General features: G+C 68.0%; 17 protein-coding genes, 1 pseudogene and 1 riboswitch. Of the genes and pseudogenes, 8 read left to right on the forward strand and 10 right to left on the reverse strand.

What is annotated here, in order from left to right:
- The first annotated feature begins 4 nt into the window (after window positions 1-4).
- From GT355_RS05440 to GT355_RS05455, 4 genes are read left to right on the forward strand one after another with little or no spacing between them, the layout of a single operon-like run.
- Complete coding sequence (locus GT355_RS05440; RefSeq protein ID WP_160133672.1) at window positions 5-685, forward strand: energy-coupling factor ABC transporter permease; 681 nt, start codon at window positions 5-7, stop codon at window positions 683-685.
- Window positions 685-1014, forward strand: a complete 330-nt coding sequence (locus tag GT355_RS05445; protein WP_160133673.1) for a cobalamin transport operon protein — start codon at window positions 685-687, stop codon at window positions 1012-1014. Before GT355_RS05440 ends, GT355_RS05445 begins: the two co-directional genes overlap by 1 nt.
- 2 nt (window positions 1015-1016) lie before the next feature.
- A complete protein-coding gene (locus GT355_RS05450) occupies window positions 1017-1832 on the forward strand; it encodes an energy-coupling factor transporter transmembrane component T family protein (RefSeq protein ID WP_160133674.1) in 816 nt (271 codons plus the stop codon).
- Window positions 1829-2740, forward strand: a complete 912-nt coding sequence (locus GT355_RS05455) for an energy-coupling factor ABC transporter ATP-binding protein (protein ID WP_160133675.1) — start codon at window positions 1829-1831, stop codon at window positions 2738-2740. The genes GT355_RS05450 and GT355_RS05455 overlap by 4 nt, the downstream gene beginning before the upstream one ends.
- A 221-nt stretch (window positions 2741-2961) precedes the next feature.
- Here the strand turns inward: GT355_RS05455 and GT355_RS05460 are convergent, their stop codons facing one another.
- Window positions 2962-3444: a DUF456 family protein gene (locus GT355_RS05460; RefSeq protein ID WP_160133676.1), complete on the reverse strand. Its 483-nt coding sequence runs from the start codon at window positions 3442-3444 to the stop codon at window positions 2962-2964.
- 86 nt (window positions 3445-3530) lie between these two features.
- Window positions 3531-3598, forward strand: a riboswitch (Fluoride riboswitch).
- 5 nt (window positions 3599-3603) lie between these two features.
- Here GT355_RS05460 and GT355_RS05465 point away from each other — a divergent pair.
- Window positions 3604-4008 (forward strand): fluoride efflux transporter FluC, encoded by a 405-nt coding sequence (locus tag GT355_RS05465; RefSeq protein WP_160133677.1) that lies wholly within the window; start codon window positions 3604-3606, stop codon window positions 4006-4008.
- Complete coding sequence (crcB, locus tag GT355_RS05470; protein ID WP_160133678.1) at window positions 4005-4364, forward strand: fluoride efflux transporter CrcB; 360 nt, start codon at window positions 4005-4007, stop codon at window positions 4362-4364. The genes GT355_RS05465 and crcB overlap by 4 nt, the downstream gene beginning before the upstream one ends.
- Window positions 4365-4372: 8 nt before the next feature.
- Here crcB and tmcA read toward each other — a convergent pair whose 3' ends face one another.
- Window positions 4373-6616, reverse strand: a complete 2244-nt coding sequence (tmcA, locus tag GT355_RS05475; protein ID WP_160133679.1) for a tRNA(Met) cytidine acetyltransferase TmcA — start codon at window positions 6614-6616, stop codon at window positions 4373-4375.
- Between the two features lie 106 nt (window positions 6617-6722).
- On the opposite strand from tmcA, the gene GT355_RS05480 reads away from it, so the two are divergent.
- Window positions 6723-7037: a hypothetical protein gene (locus tag GT355_RS05480; protein WP_160133680.1), complete on the forward strand. Its 315-nt coding sequence runs from the start codon at window positions 6723-6725 to the stop codon at window positions 7035-7037.
- Between the two features lie 38 nt (window positions 7038-7075).
- Here the strand turns inward: GT355_RS05480 and GT355_RS18535 are convergent.
- The 8 genes and pseudogenes from GT355_RS18535 to gfo6 form a co-directional block, all read right to left on the reverse strand.
- Window positions 7076-8072, reverse strand: a pseudogene (locus GT355_RS18535) (Gfo/Idh/MocA family protein).
- Between the two features lie 51 nt (window positions 8073-8123).
- Entirely contained in the window at window positions 8124-8327 is a 204-nt protein-coding gene (locus tag GT355_RS05490; protein WP_120071135.1) for a DUF8005 family protein, read from the reverse strand.
- A gap of 2 nt (window positions 8328-8329) precedes the next feature.
- A complete protein-coding gene (locus GT355_RS05495; protein ID WP_160133681.1) occupies window positions 8330-9517 on the reverse strand; it encodes an ABC transporter ATP-binding protein in 1188 nt (395 codons plus the stop codon).
- A 4-nt stretch (window positions 9518-9521) separates the two neighbouring features.
- Window positions 9522-10457, reverse strand: coding sequence for a carbohydrate ABC transporter permease (locus GT355_RS05500; protein WP_160133682.1), 936 nt, complete (start codon window positions 10455-10457; stop codon window positions 9522-9524).
- Between the two features lies 1 nt (window position 10458).
- Window positions 10459-11442 carry a carbohydrate ABC transporter permease gene (locus tag GT355_RS05505; RefSeq protein WP_160133683.1) on the reverse strand — a complete coding sequence of 328 codons (984 nt, stop codon included), beginning with the start codon at window positions 11440-11442 and terminating at the stop codon, window positions 10459-10461.
- A gap of 3 nt (window positions 11443-11445) precedes the next feature.
- On the reverse strand, window positions 11446-12903 hold the full coding sequence (locus tag GT355_RS05510) for a substrate-binding domain-containing protein (RefSeq protein WP_160133684.1): 1458 nt from the start codon (window positions 12901-12903) through the stop codon (window positions 11446-11448).
- Between the two features lie 84 nt (window positions 12904-12987).
- Window positions 12988-14100, reverse strand: coding sequence for a Gfo/Idh/MocA family protein (locus GT355_RS05515; protein ID WP_160133685.1), 1113 nt, complete (start codon window positions 14098-14100; stop codon window positions 12988-12990).
- Between the two features lie 65 nt (window positions 14101-14165).
- Window positions 14166-15254, reverse strand: a complete 1089-nt coding sequence (gene gfo6 / locus GT355_RS05520; RefSeq protein ID WP_160133686.1) for a D-xylose 1-dehydrogenase Gfo6 — start codon at window positions 15252-15254, stop codon at window positions 14166-14168.
- Between the two features lie 131 nt (window positions 15255-15385).
- On the opposite strand from gfo6, the gene GT355_RS05525 reads away from it, so the two are divergent.
- Window positions 15386-16351, forward strand: coding sequence for a nucleoside hydrolase (locus GT355_RS05525; protein ID WP_160133687.1), 966 nt, complete (start codon window positions 15386-15388; stop codon window positions 16349-16351).
- Window positions 16352-16557 lie beyond the last annotated feature (206 nt).

Raw genomic sequence — 16557 nt, forward strand, 5'->3', positions numbered from 1 at the left:
CGATATGGCACACATCCACCTCGGCGAGGGGTCGTTCCCGCTGTGGGCGCTCGTCCTCTGGACCGTTCTCGGCATCGGCCTCCTCGGGGTCGCCACGTACCGCGTCCGGAAGAACGGGATCAGAACCAGCCAGGTCGCGCTCGCGGGTATCGGTGCCGCGGCGAGCTTCGCGGTCTTCCAGCTCAACCTCCCGGTCTGGGGTGGGATCCACATGAACCTCACCGGGCTCGTCGGCATCCTCGCCGGGCCGCTGCTCGGGGCGGTCATCGCGCTCGTGGTCAACGTCTTCTCCGCGGCGCTCGGTCACGGCGCGGTCGGGCTGCTCGGCGCGAACGTGCTCGTCAACGCGACCGAGGCCATCGTCGCCTACTACGCCTTCCGTACGTTGGTGGGCATGGACTGGGACGTCTTCCCCGCGAGCGCGAGCGCCGCCACGCTCGGGCTCTCCACGGGCGCGGTCCTGATGGGAGCCATCATCGTGGTCTCCGGGGTCAACGGCAGCGCCCTCCCGCGTTCGGACCTCGCTATCGCCGTCGCCGGCATGGTCGGGCTCAACCTCGGCGTGGCCGTCGTCGAGGGACTGCTGACCGGGTTCATCGTCCAGTTCCTCGCCTCGATCCGACCCGACCTCGTTCCCGGCGTGACCCGCACGGAACGCGACACGACCGACGGGGTGAGCGCCTGATGCAACGCTGGAAGCAGTACGGCGGGCTCGCCGGTTTGCTCGCGGTCTGTCTGGCCGCCGGGCTCTACGGCTTCACCTCGACCGGCGGCGCGCTCCCCTACGCTGAACGGTTCGGACAGGCGCTCCAGCGGGGCGCACAGGAGGGCGGCGGGCCGATCGTCGACCTCGGACGCGGCGTCGTCATCGCCGGACCGATCAGCAAGGGTGGGCTCGTCACGGAGTACGTCGCGGTCGTCGTCCTCCTCGTCGTGCTCGGGGTCGGGTTGTACGTGTACGCGATCCGCTATCGAGGCGGGAGCGACCGGGACAGCGGCCAGGACGCGGCCTGAGCATGACGACGCTTTCGAACCACGTCCCCGATCCGCGACTGATCACCGCCTACGCCGAACACCGTGACAGCCCGCTCCACCGGGTGAACCCCTGGACCAAGCTCGGCGTCGTCGCCGTGCTCGTCCTCGCCGTCACCGTCGTGGACTCGCTCGCGGTTCTCGCCGGTCTCTACGCCGCGACACTCCTCGTCTACGGCGTCGCCAAGCTCCCGTACCGACGGCTAGTGCGGTGGTACACGCTACCGATGTTGTTCATCGTCTCGGTGGCCGGGCCGATCACCTTCCTCGAACCCGGGAGTCCGATCCTCGGTGCGCTCGCGACCCCGGTCGGCGAGCTCTCGGTGACGTGGGCGGGGGCCGCGCTGTTCGCCGAGCTGGCCTGCCGGTCGCTGACGGTCGTGACGTTCGCGCTCGCGGCGTCGATGACGACGAAATACAACGACATCGCCTACCTCCTCGGCCGGGTGTTCCCGGCCCCGATCGACCAGGTCGCGCTGTTGACCTACCGGTTCACCTTCGTCATGCTCGAAACCCTCGAAGACCTCGTGAAGAGCGTGCTCGCACGCGGGGCGAACCTCGGGGAGTTCTGGGCGAACAGACGGCTCTACGCACGGATCCTCGGGATGACGATGCTGACCGCCATCGAGCGCTCCGAGCGGCTCGTCAAGTCGATGGCGGCGCGCGGCTACGAGGGCGACATCACCCTCTACGGCGACGTCCGCCGCCCGCCAGCGAGAGAGGTCGCCGCGGTCGTCGGGCTGTTCGTCCTCGTCATCGCCTACGCGCTCGTGGTTGCCTACGGGGTGGTGACGATATGAGCGAGCACCCGACGGCCGACGCAACGGGGGATGCAGCGGACACCGAGCCACTGGTCGACCTTCGCTGTGAAGCCCACACCTACCCCGACGGGACCGTCGGGATGCACGACGTCGAGTTCGCGGTCCATCCCGACGAAGTCGTCGCGCTGGTCGGCGGCAACGGGTCGGGCAAGTCGACGCTGCTCGAACACCTGAACGCGACGCTCGTGCCCGACGAGGGCGAACTCCGCGTGACCGGCGAGGAGGTGACGAGCGAGAACAAGGCCCACGCCCGTCGGGAGGTCGGCTTCGTCTTCCAGGACGCCGACACACAGATCGTCGCCCCCACCGTCCTCGACGACGTGCTGTTCGGGCTCCACAACTACGGCGTGCCCACTGACGAGGCGGAGCGGCGGGCCCGCGAGGCGCTCGCGACCGTGGACGCGAGCCACCTCGAAGACCGCATCCCGCACTACCTGAGCGGCGGCGAGAAGCGGCTCGTTGGGCTCGCCGGCGTGCTGGTGCTCGACCCCAGCGTGATCGTGCTCGACGAGCCGTTCGCCGGGCTCGACCCCGAGCGCTCGCGGCTGGTCGCCGACCGGATCCGCCGGATCGACGCCGAGGGGATCAGCGTCGTCCTCTCGACCCACGACCTCGACACCGCGGCCGCGATCGCCGACCGGGTCTGCGTGATGGCCGACGGGGGCGTCGTCAGCAGTGGCACCCCCCAAGAGATCTTCTACGACGACGACCTGCTGGACCGGGCCAACCTCCACCCACCGAGTACGGTTCGAATCGCGCGTGGTGCGGGGCTGGACACCGAGGCACGGCCGGTCACCGAGGCCGAACTCGTCGCGTTGCTCGACGGGCGGTCGGCAGGGACGGACGACGGAGCGGTCGTTCACACGGATACGGAACCGACCGACTGACGCGCTCGGTCGACCGCGACCGCCGCGGACGCTCGAAAACCGAAAACCGACCTACTCGTCGTCCGTCTTGGGAGACTCGTCCATCGCCTTGAGCGTGCGCTCTTCCAGCGACGTGAGCTCGTGTTTGCGCGCCGTCCGGAGCGCGTTCTCGCCGACGCCGTTCGCGTGCTAGCGACGTCGTAACGCCTGCCGATCTCGGTCGTCGAGGGCTCCAACTCCCTTCAGAGGAACGCCACGGCGAGCATCGCCACAAGTATCGTGAGGGTCAGGAGGACCTGAACGATCGTCGAGGTGAGCATCCCGACCACGGTGTAGGCGGCGGTCCGGGCACCCCGGATCGGGTCGCCGTGGCGGTAGAACTCGGCGGCGAAGACGGTGACGACGACCCCGACCACGAGCCCGAGCGGGCCGGTGAGGAAGAAGAGGACGAGCCCAACGACCCCGGCGAGGGCGCTCGTCACCAGCGACCCGCCACCGGCGGCGGCGGAGATCGCCCCCGAGAAGTAGTCGGCGACGAACGCGAGCAGCCCGATGAGGGTGAGCGCGGTGAGCAGCCCGAGCCCGGGCTGGCTGTAGCCCGTAGCGTACCAGTAGCCGTAGACGCCGACGAGCGAGAGGAGCGCGCCCGGGATCAGCGGGAAGAGGCTGCCGACGACGGCGAGCACGAGGACCCCGAGGGCGACGAGCGCGAGGGGTTCGACCATGTCCTGACTCTCGGGCGACGGGAGTAAACTCCACCGGCCTCGGGCGTGGGAATTCCTCAACGACTAAATGCACCAGCCGCCCAGGGGCTTCATCGGGCGATGGAGTCCGCCTGCCCCAACCGCTGGGTTTCCAGCTGATGACTCCTTCTCCAGCCAGCCATGCCCGACACCCACCCGCTCCGAACGCTCGAATCGGTCGTCCTGATCGCCATCGGCGGCTTCTCCGGCTCGAATCTCAGATATTTCGTCGCCACGCTGGTCCCGGGACCGGTGGGGACGCTCGCGGTCAACGTCGTCGGGAGCTTCGTGCTCGGGTTCGTCCTCTACGAGGCGATCTACACGGGGATCCTCGCCGAACGGATGCAGCTGGTCTTCACCACGGGCTTTCTCTCCTCGCTCACGACCTACAGCACGTTCGGCGTTCAAACCGTGCTCCTCGACACGCCGCTCCTGATGGTCGGGAACGTCGTCGCGACCTACGCTCTCGGTTTCGCAGGCGTGTTCGCGGGGCGTGCGCTCGCCCGCCGTATCGAAATCGATCCCGAACGGGGGGCGAGCGCGTGATGGAGATCCATCCCGCCCACCTCGTCGGGACCGGCGGGGCCATCGGGGCGCTCTGTCGGAGCTACGTCAGCCAGCGGCTGAACACGACCTACCCGCTCGGAACGCTCACGGTCAACGTCGTCGGGAGCTTCGTGCTCGGGCTGGTGACGTTCGCCGGCGTGGGTGGCGACGTCGCGCTCCTCGTCGGGACCGGTGCCTGCGGTTCGTTCACGACGTTCTCGTCGTTCTCGGTCGAGACCTTCCAACTGGCCGAGGCCGACGACTGGGGACGGGCCGCCGCGAACGCGATCGCGAACCTCGTCGGGTCGCTCGCAGCGATCGGGCTGGCGTGGTTCCTGTTGCAGCTCGTCGGCTGAACAGCGAGTCAGTCGACGTAGCGGGCACGTTCGGCCCGTGCCGCCTCGTCGCCGTAGCGTTCGATCAGTGGCTCGTAGGCGTCCCCGAGCCCACGGAGACACTCCCGAGCGGAGTCGTAGCCGAGTTCGTCGGCGACCGCCGAGGCGGGTCGTGACTGGAGCACGCGCATCACCAACAGTCGCTCCTCGCGGGCCGACAGCGCGGTGCTCTCTGGGTCGGTGAGGTGGGCGAGCGCGAGCCGTCGGAAGACGTGCGGATGGGTCTTCGCGAGCCCCGGGCCGTGGGCCGCGCTCGCGACGACCCGCCACTCGTAGGGCGAGCAGTCGTGGTCGGCGGTGACGGCGGCCCCGGCGAGGACCGCCCGAACGACGTCGGGGTCGAGGTCGCGGAGCGAGTCCGAGAGCGTGCCGCCGACCCGCTCGACGAACCACTGCGCGTGGCGGTCGTGGAGGGCTCTGCCGTCGTCGGTGAGCGGGTCGACCATCAGGACGGAGTGTTCGCCGCTACGCTCGTTGCGTGTGGTGGCGAGGTAGACCGTCGAGAAGCCGTTTCGCCACCAGAAGTCGACCAGCTCCGGTGTCGCGCCGTAGCCCACGCCGAACCAGTCGGTCTCGATACGTTCGCGGACCGAATCGAGGAGGTGCGACCCGAGCCCGCGCGAGCGGGCCGCGTCGTGGGTGGCGATCCGGAGCACGCGCTGGCCGACCGCGACCCCCGCCTCCTCGTCGCGGAGCTGGCTCGTGAGCACGTCCGGGAGGAGGTGGCCCTTGATCCGACTGCCCTCGTAGACCGCGCGGCGGCGGTCGGCGGGGAGCCCGCCCTCGCGTGCGAGCAACGCGACCGAGACGACGTGGTCCCGATGAAGCAGAACGTGGACCGAGACGTTCGGCGCGTCGAGCAGGCGCGCGAGGTCGTTCGGTTCGGTGCGGTAGTGGGCCGCGACGAGCAGCCCGAACGCCTCCCGGAGCCGGTGTTCGTCCGCGAGCAGGCCCCTCGAATCCAGCCGTTCGTACGTCACGGTCCCCGGGGTCGCGTCGGCGACGAGCGGGTCGACGGGGGGCCGTGCGTCGAGACACAGCGCCCGGAACGCCCAGACCTCGACCGGGTCGCCGGCGGCGTACCTGATCGGTTCGTCGAGCCGCGCTTCGGCGACGTCGAGGGCGGAGTCGTCGAGCCGGTCGCGAAAGCGGACCGAGAAGCCACGGCCCGCACCCTCGTAGCCGTGGACGGTGGTGACGAAGGCGACGTTCGGGGCACCGAGGAAGCCCGCGAGCCGGTCGACGGGGAGGGCGGCGGCCTCGTCGACCACGACGAGGTCGGCCGCCGCGGCGCTCTCGACGGCGGTGCTTGGGGACTCGAAGCGGATCCGGCCGCCGTTCGCGGCGTCGATCCGACGTGGCCGGTCGTCGCAGTCGGACTCCGCGAGCGCGTCGAGCGAACCGAGGAGTTCCCGTGCGCGCTCGAAGACCGCGCCGGCGCTCTCGAAGCCCGGCGCGGTCACAAGCACCCGCTGCCCGGCGGCGGCGAACGCGCCGGCCGCGAGTCCGGCGGCGCTCGACTTCCCGCGACCCCGGTCGGCCTCCACCACCAGCGCGTTGCCGGGGGTTCGGAGGCGCTCGAACGCGCCGAGACAGTCGGCCTGGCCGGCGGTCAGACACGCCTCGTAGGCGGCGCGCGGGAACTCGCTGTCGGCGGGGACCGACGGCATAGCTCGTGGGGACTGTGGCGACGGGTCGGTACGGCCGTCGCGCTCGACGGTCCCGGTGTCGACGTCAACGATGGCGATGCCGCGGTGAGTGCGGAGCGTCTCCACGAGGCGGGTTCTGAAGTTTCCCGTCACGTCGTCGGCCTCGAACGGCGTCACCGCGAGCGTGTCGTCGAAGCCGTCGCGTCGGTCCGGCCAGTCGTCGAGCGGCGGGGTCAGGAGGACGAACAGGCCGCCGCCGTCGACCGCACCGACCGCCCGGCCGAGCGCGTTCGGGCGGCACTCGTCGTGACAGTCGAGCACCACGCACTCGCGGGTGGTCCCGAGGAGCGCGTCGGCGTTCTTCGGCGCGACCCGTTCGTGGCCGAGCGATCCCGACTCACGAGCGGTCACTTCCGTCGTCGCGGCGGCGTCGATACCGGCCCCAGCCAGCGCCTCGCGGGCCGCCGAGCGACACGCGTCGCGCGCACCCGCGAGCACGAGGAGCCGACGCTGGTTCGCCCGGCGTGCCTCGTCGCGGAGCGCGGCCGCGAGGGCGGCGGTCATACCACCGTCTGGGAACGGACCGACATGGGTGCGTCGTTTGCCGGGTCGTCGGGTTTCTGACAACGACCGAAAATTTTAGTCGGCTCGTCACGAACGCCGGGACGAGATGGGCCCCGCGGATGCCGTGCGGGAACGACTCGACCGCCTCCGGGAGCGTTTTCACGGCGACAGCGACGGCGAATCCGAAACGTCGCCCTGGCGGCGGTACGCCTCGCTGGTGCAGATAGCGGTCGTGGTCGCGGTGGCGTTCGGCGGTGCCATCGCGAGCACCGCCTCGACCGCGTTCGATACGGGGTCGCAGGTCCTCCGTTCCGGCGGTCCGGCAGTGCTCGACGCCCTCTGGCCGGTTCTACTCGGCGTCACGCTGGTCGCGGTGGTCGTCTGTGTTATCGTGGTCGCGCTCGGCATCCGAAACGTGTAGCGCGGAGTTGAGGAGGGGAAATTTCCGATGGGTCCGGCTCAGTCGAGGTCGACGTCGACCCACTCGCCGTCGGCGCGCGCGGACTCGTAGGCGGCCTCGGTGACTGCCGTGACGGCGAGCGCGTCACGCGCCGTCGCGGGCGGTTCCGACCCGTTCTCGATCGCGGTGATGAACGCTTCCGCCTTGGTGGTCTGGCCCTCGTGGTCGATGTACGGCACGGACTCGGTGTTCTCGGCGTCGATCTCGGTGACCTGTCGGGGCTCCCACTGGCGGCCGTCGATCGAGACCGCGCCGTCGTCGTCCCAGAGGTGGACGTGCTCGCGAACACACGGCAGGTCCCCCGAGACCGTGACGTTCGCGGTCGCGCCGTTGGCGAACTCGATCAGTACCGTAGCCTCGCTGTCGACGCGCTCCGCGTCGTCGACGAACGTCATCTTCGAGGAGACCCGCACGGGGTCGAGGCCGCTGGTCCAGAGCACCGCGTCGAGGAGGTGACTGGTCGGTCCGCCACGCGTCGACGAACCGCGGCAGCCAGTTCTGGGTGACTTCGGCCGTGATCCACCGGGGTGGCGAGTCGGCGAACCGGTCGCGGGCCGCGATGAAGGAGGGGTTGAGGTGTCGCTGGTAGCCCACCATCAAGGTCCGATCCGAGGCCTCGAACCGGTCCGCGATCTCCTCCGCGTGACCCAGGTCCGTCGCGAGGGGTTTGTCACAGAAGACGTGGAGGTCGTGGTCGAGCCCCGCCAGCACCTGCTCGTAGTGGAGGGTGTGGGGCGTGCCGATGAGGATCGCGTCGAGCGCGGTGTCGTCGAGCATCTCCCGGTAGTCGTCGTACAGTGCCTCGTCGGGCACCGAGAAGGAGTCCGCGGTTCGCTCGCGGCGTTCTTCGTCGATCTCGGTGATGGCGCTCACCGTCGCGTCCCGGTGGCGGTCGAACTGACCGCCGACGAAGGTTCCGATGTACCCGGTTCCGATGAGACCGACCCGTAGTGGAGTGTCGTCTGTCACCCCTGAGAACGGGGGCGAACACCGCATAAGCGTGGCGAATCGGCCGCCTCAGCCGGGGTCCCCGATGGGCGTCGGCCGTCAGTAGAGCTGTTGTTCGCGCTCCTCTCGTTCGGCCTCGCGCGCCGCTTCCTCTTTCTCGTTGCGCCGTCCCCGCAGGTACTGCTTCGCGAGCGGGACGAACTTGTGCTTGACGTCGAGCACGAACGAGACGAGGCCGTAGGCCCAGAAGACGAACAGCAGCGACATCCCGACGACGTAGACCAGTCCGATCTCCGTGACCATCGTCAGTCGTCGCCCTCGGCTTCGGTTCCCGTCGGGCTCTCGGTCTGGGTCGGTTTCACCAGCCCGTGTTCGAGCGCGTCGCCCGTCTCGGCGTCGAAGAGGTGGACCTTCTCGCGGTCGAGCACCACCCGCATCGTCTGGTCCTCGCTGATGTCGGAGGCGGGGTCGACGCTCATCAGGAGCTGGTTCCCGGCGGCTTCGGGGTCCTCGAGGTTGGTGTCGGCGGCCTCGTCGGCGAGCAGGAGGTAGACGAAGATCTCGTCGCCCATCGGCTCCAGCACGTCGGTCGTGACCTCGATCTCGGCGGTGGGGTTCGCGACCGACCCGGCCGCGTCGACGGGGTAGACGTCCTCGGGTCGTATCCCCATCGTGACCGAGTCGCCCTGGCTCACGTTCATCGTTCCGGGGTCGAACTGGACGTCGACGAACTCGGACTCGAAGCCGTTGCCGCCGACGGTCCCGCGCAGGAAGTTCATGCTCGGCGAGCCGATGAAGCCCGCCACGAACTGGTTGGCCGGCTCGTTGTAGCAGGTCAGCGGCGGGGCGATCTGCTGGAGCTTACCGTCGTTGATCACCGCGATCCGGTCCGACATCGTCATCGCCTCGGCCTGGTCGTGGGTCACGTAGATGATGGTCGTCCCGAGCTCGCGGTGGATCCGCTGGAGCTCGGTCCGCATGTGGACCCGGAGCTTCGCGTCGAGGTTGGCGAGCGGTTCGTCCATCAGGAAGACGTCGGGTTCGCGAACCAGCGCGCGGGCGATCGCGACCCGCTGGCGCTGGCCGCCCGACATCTCGCTCGGCATCCGGTCGAGCATCCCCTCCATCTGGACGGTCTCGGCCGCGCGGTCGACCCGGCGGTCGGTCTCGTCCTTGTCGAAGTTCCGGAGCCGGAGCCCGAAGGAGATGTTGTCGTAGACGTCCATGTGGGGGAACAGCGCGATGTTCTGGAAGACCATCGCGATGCCGCGGTCCTTCGGCGGGAGGTTCGTGACCTCCCGGTCGCCGATGTAGATCTCGCCCTCGGTGGGGATCGTGAGGCCGGCGACGGTCTCCATCGTGGTCGACTTCCCACAGCCCGACGGACCGACGAGCGTGACGAACTCGCCGTCGGGGATCTCGAGGTTCATGTCGTCGACGGCAACGATGTCGTCGTAGCGTTTCGTGACGTTGTTGAGGGTGACTTGTGCCATGGTGTTACTCCTTGAGCGCGCCGCTGGTGAGACCGCTGACGATTCGTTCCTGGGCGACGACCACGAGGATCGCCACCGGGAGGACGCCGACGATGCTCGCCGCCGCCATCAGGTTGTACGATGCCGTGTACTGGGTCTGGTAGCCCAGGATACCCCAGACGAGCGGGGCCCAGTTCTGGGCCTGCCCGTCGGTCATCAGGAAGGAGAAGAAGAACTCGTTGTAGACGCTGATGAAGGTGAGCACGCCCGCGGTGGCCACGCCCGGTGCCGAGAGCGGGATGATAACCCGGAAGAGCGCACCCAGTCGGGTGGTGCCCTCGACCCGCGCGGCGTCCTCCAGTCCGTCGGGGATCTGGCCGTAGAACGTGGGGAGGATGAAGATCGACAGCGGGAGGAACAGCGCGCTGAACGGCAGTACCATCGCCCCCGGCGTGTTGAACAGCATCGGACTGCTGAGGCCGAGGATCTCGACGTTCCCGGTGAACAGCCGGAACAGCGGGAGCAGGAACGCCGCCGGCGGGAAGTACGAGATCGCGAGCACGAGGATCATCAACAGCCCCCGGCCGGGGAACGAGAGCCGGCCGAAGACGTAGCCCGCGAGGCTCGCGAGCGCGAGGACGATGACCGTCGTCCCGAGCGCGAGCACGAAGCTGTTGAACAGGTAGATGTGGAACGGCAGGCGCTCGAAGATGGTGACGAACGCCTCGGGGTTGAACCCCTTCGGGAGCAGCCCCATGTTCACGATGGCGCTCTCGGGCGTGAGCGCCAGCACGATCAGCCAGTAGAACGGGAACAGCGTCGTGACGAGGAAGAATATCGTCACGACGTAGAACATCGCGCGGTAGGTCCGGTCGGGGTTGCTGATCGATCCCTGAACCCACCGGGTGAGCGGTCCGGCGTCGTCGTCGGTCTGGGTGTCCCCGGCCTGTGCGCTCGCCATCTCAGACCCCCTCCTGGGAGTCGCGCCAGTACTTGACGATGTAGAACGAGACCACGATGGCGATGATCGCCGCCGTCACGAACGCCACCGCCGAGGCGGTGCCGTACCGTCGGGTGCTGAACGTCGAGACGACGAGACACGACAGCGACGGCACCGTGGTACAGCTCGACGTGGTCTCGATCAGCCCGTAGATCCGCATCGCGTCGATCGTCCGGAAGAGGACCGCGACGATCACCGTCGGCAGCACCAGCGGGAAGGTGATCATCTTGAACTGCTGCCACTTCGAGGCCCCGGCGACCTTCGCGACGTCGTAGAGGCTGCGGTCGACGCTCTGGAGCCCCGCGAGGATGAGCAGGGCCATGAACGCGCTGGTCTTCCAGACGTCGGCGAGGATCAGGATGGGGAGCGCCTCGGCGCTGTCGACCAGCGGGGTGCCGGACATCCCGAGCGCCTGGACGAGGTCGACGCCGAACCCGATGCCGGGCTGGAAGAGCAGGAAGAAGATCATCCCCTGGATCACGATGGGGACCGCCCACGGGATGATGATGGCGACCCGGACCCAGCGCCGGCCGCGGAAGTCCTGGTCGAGCACCAGCGCCTGGCCGAAGCCGATGATCGTCTCGAAGAAGACGCTGGCGATGGTGAAAATCAGGGTGACAACGAGCGCGCTCTTGAACGGCTGTGCGGGGTCGAGGAAGGGCTGGGGCAGCGCGACGGTGTCGAGCTTTCCGGTGAGGAGGTTGACGTAGTTCTCGAAGCCGACGAACTCGCCGAGCTGGGCCGCCCCGCTGATGCTGTCGGCGTGCAGCGACATGTTGAACGTGCTCACCAGCGGCCAGAAGGCGATCACCGCGAGCACGAGGAACGCGGGGACCAGGAGGAGATAGGCGAACGCCGCCTCGCTCAGGCCCTCTACCCAGCGAACCAGACTGGTGTACGCGCCGCCGCTCTGTGCACCTCGTTCGGTTGATTGTTCCGTTGCCATGGATTATCCGTTGTAGTTTTCGATCGCCATGAGTTGGCTCTGAAGCGAGTCCATCGCCTGCTGTGGCGGGCTCGATCCGTCCATCCCGGCGTGGACCTGCTGGGCGATCCTCGTCGATTCCTGCGGCCAGACCACGCTGGCGGGTCGAGGAATCGAGTTCTCCCCGGCGACTTTGAGCGTGTCGATATACTTGCCGACCGTCGGGATTTGCTTCGCCTCCTTTGTCGCCAAGAGCCGTTGGTTCGGCGGCAGGAGACCGAGTATCTCGAACAGTTTGATCTGGAAGGACGGCTGTGTGAGTGCATTCACGACCTCCATCGCCTGCGCCTTCTTGGGAGTGTTCGGATTCACGCCGATATGCCACCCACCGAGCGCTGCCATCGGTCCGCCGATATTCCTGTATTCGGAGTTCTTTTCGGCGGTTGCATAGGGCATCGGCATGACGCCGAGTTTGTTCCCGAGCGCGTCCTCCGCTCCGGCGGCAGCGATCGCATACGGCCACTGACGTATGGCGACCATGTTCCCGGCTGTGAACGGACTCAACGAGGAGTCCTCGATCCAACTGAGCACTGCTTTCGGGGAGATCTGCTCGTAACCGTCGAGCGTGCCCGGGGCGTTCGGTCCGAAGATGAACGTTTTGAGCATCTTGACCGCGTTGACGACGGGTTCCTCGTTGACCGTGACGGGCCGCTCCCCGACCGGGCCGAGGAGCGTGTCGCGGCCACCGAAATACGCACCACCCCACGTGCTCATGTACTCGTTGAAGTTACAACACGAGAGTCCCTCGTAGATGTTCCCCTGCCAGCCGAAGCCGTAGTTGACGCCTGACTTCCTCTTCGTGTCGGCGACGATCTTCGAGAACTTCTTCCAGTGCATCGACTTGGTCGCCCAGTCTTCCTTCTCGGGGCTGTAGCCAGCTTTCTTCACCAAGTCCTTCCGATAGAGCATGCTTCCGAAGTCCACGTACATCGGGACGGCGTACAGGTTCCCGTTTGGACCCTCCGCCGTTTTGACGCTCGCTTGGAAGTAGTTGTTGTTGATCCGTTTGAGGGTCTCCTCTTCCAGTTCTTGGTTGAGGTCGAGTAGTTGTTTGCGGTTGACGTAGTTCAGGGTCCACCCGCTGTCCATATCGAGGAGGGCGGGTTCTTCGAGGTCCGCGGAGAGCCACCGGGTGTACTGGGACTGGCGCTGGTCGGTGTTCGCGGGCCCCGCGACGATCTCCAGGTCGACGTCGTTCGACATCCCCGCCTCGCGGAGCGCCTTCTTGACCGCCGCGCTCTCGCCGGCCATGTCGTTGCTGCTTATCCACCGGATCGAGTTCGAATTCGTCTCCGTTCCGCCGACGGTACAGCCCGCGAGACTGACCGCGGCTCCCGCGACACCGGCCGTCTTCACGAACGTCCGACGGGAGACGTCCCGGCCGGACGGGATCCGCTGTGGGTCGCCTTCATCTCTCATCATTATTAGGAAACCATACGCCTACTTATAGCTAGTGGAGACGAGCGCACGTGGGCGGGGGTGTTTCGAGGGACGGGGGCCCGACGACTACGCATCGACGTCGACCCACTCGCCGCTGGTGTCGCTCCGTTCGATGGCGTCGAGCACGCGCTGAACCCCGAACGCCGACTCGAAGGACGGCTCGAACGACTCGCCGTCGCGAACCGCCGAGAGGAACTCGTAGTCCTCGTGGACGAACGTGTGTTCCCAGCCGAGGACGTGGCCCGGCGGCCACCAGTGCTCGACGTAGGGGTCGCTCTCGTCGGTCACGAGCACCGTCTCGTAGCCCCGGCCGTCGCCGCGGAGCACGTCGAGTTCGTTGAGCCGTTCGAGCGAGAACGCGAGACTTCCCTCGGAGCCGTGGACCGCGATCGAGTGGTCGTTCTTGTGGCCCATCGCGACCCGTGAGGCCTCGAAGGTCCCCATCGCGCCGTTCTCGAAGGCGGCCTCGGCGGTGTAGGCGTCGTCGACGGTCACGGGTTTCGTCTCGCCGTCGCCCGTCGGGCGCTCCTCGACGAACGTCTGGAGGTGGCCGCTGACGCGCTCGATATCGCCGGCCTGCTCGCCGACCAGGAATCGCGCGAGGTCAACCGTGTGCGCCCCGAGGTCGCCGAGCGCGCCCGCGCCCGCGAGGTCCGCGTCCATCCGCCACGTCCAGGGGTCCTCGGGGTCGGCCCCCCAGTCCTGGAGGTAGCTCCCGCGGACCTGCCGGATCTCGCCCAGCTCGCCCGCGTCGATCAGGTTCTTCGCGTACTGGATCGCCGGCACGAACCGGTAGTTGAACGCACAGCCCGCGATGGCGTCGCTCGCCGCCGCCGCCTCGGCCATCCGCTCGGCGTCGTCGACCGTGGGGGCGAGCGGTTTCTCGCAGAATACGGGAACGTCGGCTTCGAGCGCGGCGATCGACGGTTCGGGGTGGATGTGGTTCGGCCCGAGGTTGTAGAAGACGTCGACGTCGTCGATGGCGCTCTCCCAGTCGGTTTCGGTGTGCGAGAAGCCGAACCGGTCGGCGGCGTCGGCGAGCGCGTCCTCGTCGCGGCCGACGAGGGTGTGGCGCTCGACGTCGGGCGCGTCGGGGAAGAACAGCGGGAGCCGCGCGAACGCGTTCGAGTGAGCCTTGCCCATGAACCGGTAGCCGAGGACGCCGATATTGAGTCCCATATCGGGGCTACAGCCGAGGCCGTCTTAGGTTTCGGGGTCCCGCCGTCGGTCCGTGTCTCCGCCGGCTACCCGTCGAGACCGACCCGAGCACCCGTTGCCGCCGACTCGTAGACCGCGTCGGCGACCGCGATGTCGACCAGCCCGTGCGCCCCATCGGGCTCGATCGACTCGCCGCTCAGAACTCTCGTCCCGAAGTACTCGAACTGCTCTTCGATCTCGTCGACGAACGGTCCCGTGAACTCGGCGTGCATCTCGCCGCGCTCGACGACGACCTCGCGGTCGACCAGCCCGCCGAACGCCGAGTCGACGAGCACCCGGCCCTCGGTGCCGACGACCTTCAGCTGGCTGTCTCGATGGGCGTTGAAACTCGCCGAGAACGAGCCTACCGCGTCGTCCGGGAAGGTGACCTGGAACGCGACGTGCTCGTCGACGCCGTCGAACGCCTCGTCCGGGGCGGCCGTCGTCGCCTGGGCCGCGACCGGGTCGGCGTCGAGCAGGTATCGAGCCGTGTTCAGAGGGTAGATCCCGAGGTCCATCAGCGCGCCGCCGCCGGCGACCTCGGGGTCGATCCGCCAGACGTCGGTGGCCGAGCCCTCCGTCCGGCCGAGGAGGTCGAGCGAGAACGCGCCGTGGACCTGGACCGGGTCGCCGATGAACCCGTCCCCGATCAGCTCCCGGAGCCGTCGGTAGGCCGGTTCGGCGTGGAGCCGGTAGGCGACCATCAGCGCCACGCCGGCGTCGTCGCAGACCTCGACCATCCGTTCGGCGCGGTCGGAGTTCACGTCCATCGGTTTCTCACACAGGACGTGTTTTCCGTGCTCGGCGGCCGTCTCGGCGGCCGCGAGGTGGTGTGCCGGCGGTGTCGAGATGTAGACCGCGTCGTAGGCCTCGACGGCCTCGCCAGCGTGGAAGGCCTCGTAGTCGAGCGTTTCGTCGACGTCGAACCGCGAGGCGACGGTTTCGATCTTCCCCGGCGACCCGCTCACGGCGACCGTCGTCTCACACCGGGCCGTCCGTTCGATCGCCGGCAGCGCACGGTCGCGGGCGTAGCCGCCAAGGCCCACGATGGCGAGCCGGAGCGGTTCGCCGTCCGGTTCGGCCTCGGGTTCCCAGTCGCGGTCGTTGAATCCCTCGAAGTACCGCTGAAGCTCCATACGGCACCCACGTGAGTCCCCATAATATACCACCGGAAGCCGGCCGAGCGGTCCTCGGCGTGGTCGACCTGGGGACCGATGGGGAGTCGAAGAAAGCGCACGTATTTCACCCGGACGACGAAACGGCTGCCATGTCCAACCGACCACGCCGGGTCATCGTCGATACCGACACCGCCGGCGACGACAGCCAAGCCCTCCTGCTCGCCGCCGCCACCGACCGGGTCGCGATCGAAGGGGTCACGATCGGCGCGGGCAACGTCGCGTTCGACCGGCAGGTCGAGAACGCGAAGTACACCCTCGACCTTGCGGGGGTCGACGACGTGACCGTCTACGAGGGGGCGCGGGGACCGTTGCTCGTCCCGTTCGAGCACGCCGACCACATCCACGGCGAGGGTGGACTGGGTGGCGAGCGGTTCCCCGAGACCGGCATCCCCTCGGGCGACGCCTACGGGCCCGACTTCATCGTCGAGCGGGCGCGCGAGAACCCCGGCGAGTTCACGCTGGTCTGTCTCGCGCCGCTGACGAACGTCGCGCTCGCGCTCCGGCGGGAACCCGACCTCGGAGAGCTGCTCGATTCGGTCTGGGTGATGGGCGGGAACGCGAACTGCCCCGGCAACGTCACCCCGGCCGCCGAGTACAACTTCTGGGTCGACCCCCACGCCGCCCGGAAGGTGCTCCGCGAACTCGACGTCACGCTGTTCGACTGGGGCGTCTCCGTCCGCGACGCGACCTTCGACGGCGACACCCTCGATGGGTTCGCGGGGATCGAGACCGAGTTCGGGGAGCTGTTCGGCGAGATAGCCGACGCCGGCCGGGCGTTCAACCGGGACACCCACGGCGAGGACCAGGCGACTCAGCCCGACCCCGCCACGATGGCGGCCGTCATCGCGCCCTCGCTTGTGGAGGAGGCGGGAACGTACCACGTCGCCGTCGACGACCGCGAGGGCCTCACGCGGGGCTACTCGGCGGTCGACGAGAACGGACTCACGGAAGACGAACCCCGAACGAGAGTGATCGAATCGTTCGACGGCGACCGCTTCGAGGCGATGTTCCGGGCGATGCTGCGCGGCGACGCGCCGGAAACCGCGCTCGAATGACCCGACAGCGGTGGGAATATTAGGATCTCCTTACAGACGATGTATTGAACGTGTGGTGAGAATACACGGCGTAATATTTCGTATTTTAACCGGCATTCTTATATCTATCTCGCCGATACCACGCCCAAAATGATTGGATGGCACACCGAATCGGCACGGTTCCGATCGTCTCGTGGATATCGTGACGGGCCGGGGCCCGAGGTGTC

Source organism: Halococcus salsus (assembly GCF_009900715.1).
In the GTDB taxonomy this organism is placed as follows: Archaea; Halobacteriota; Halobacteria; order Halobacteriales; family Halococcaceae; genus Halococcus; species Halococcus salsus.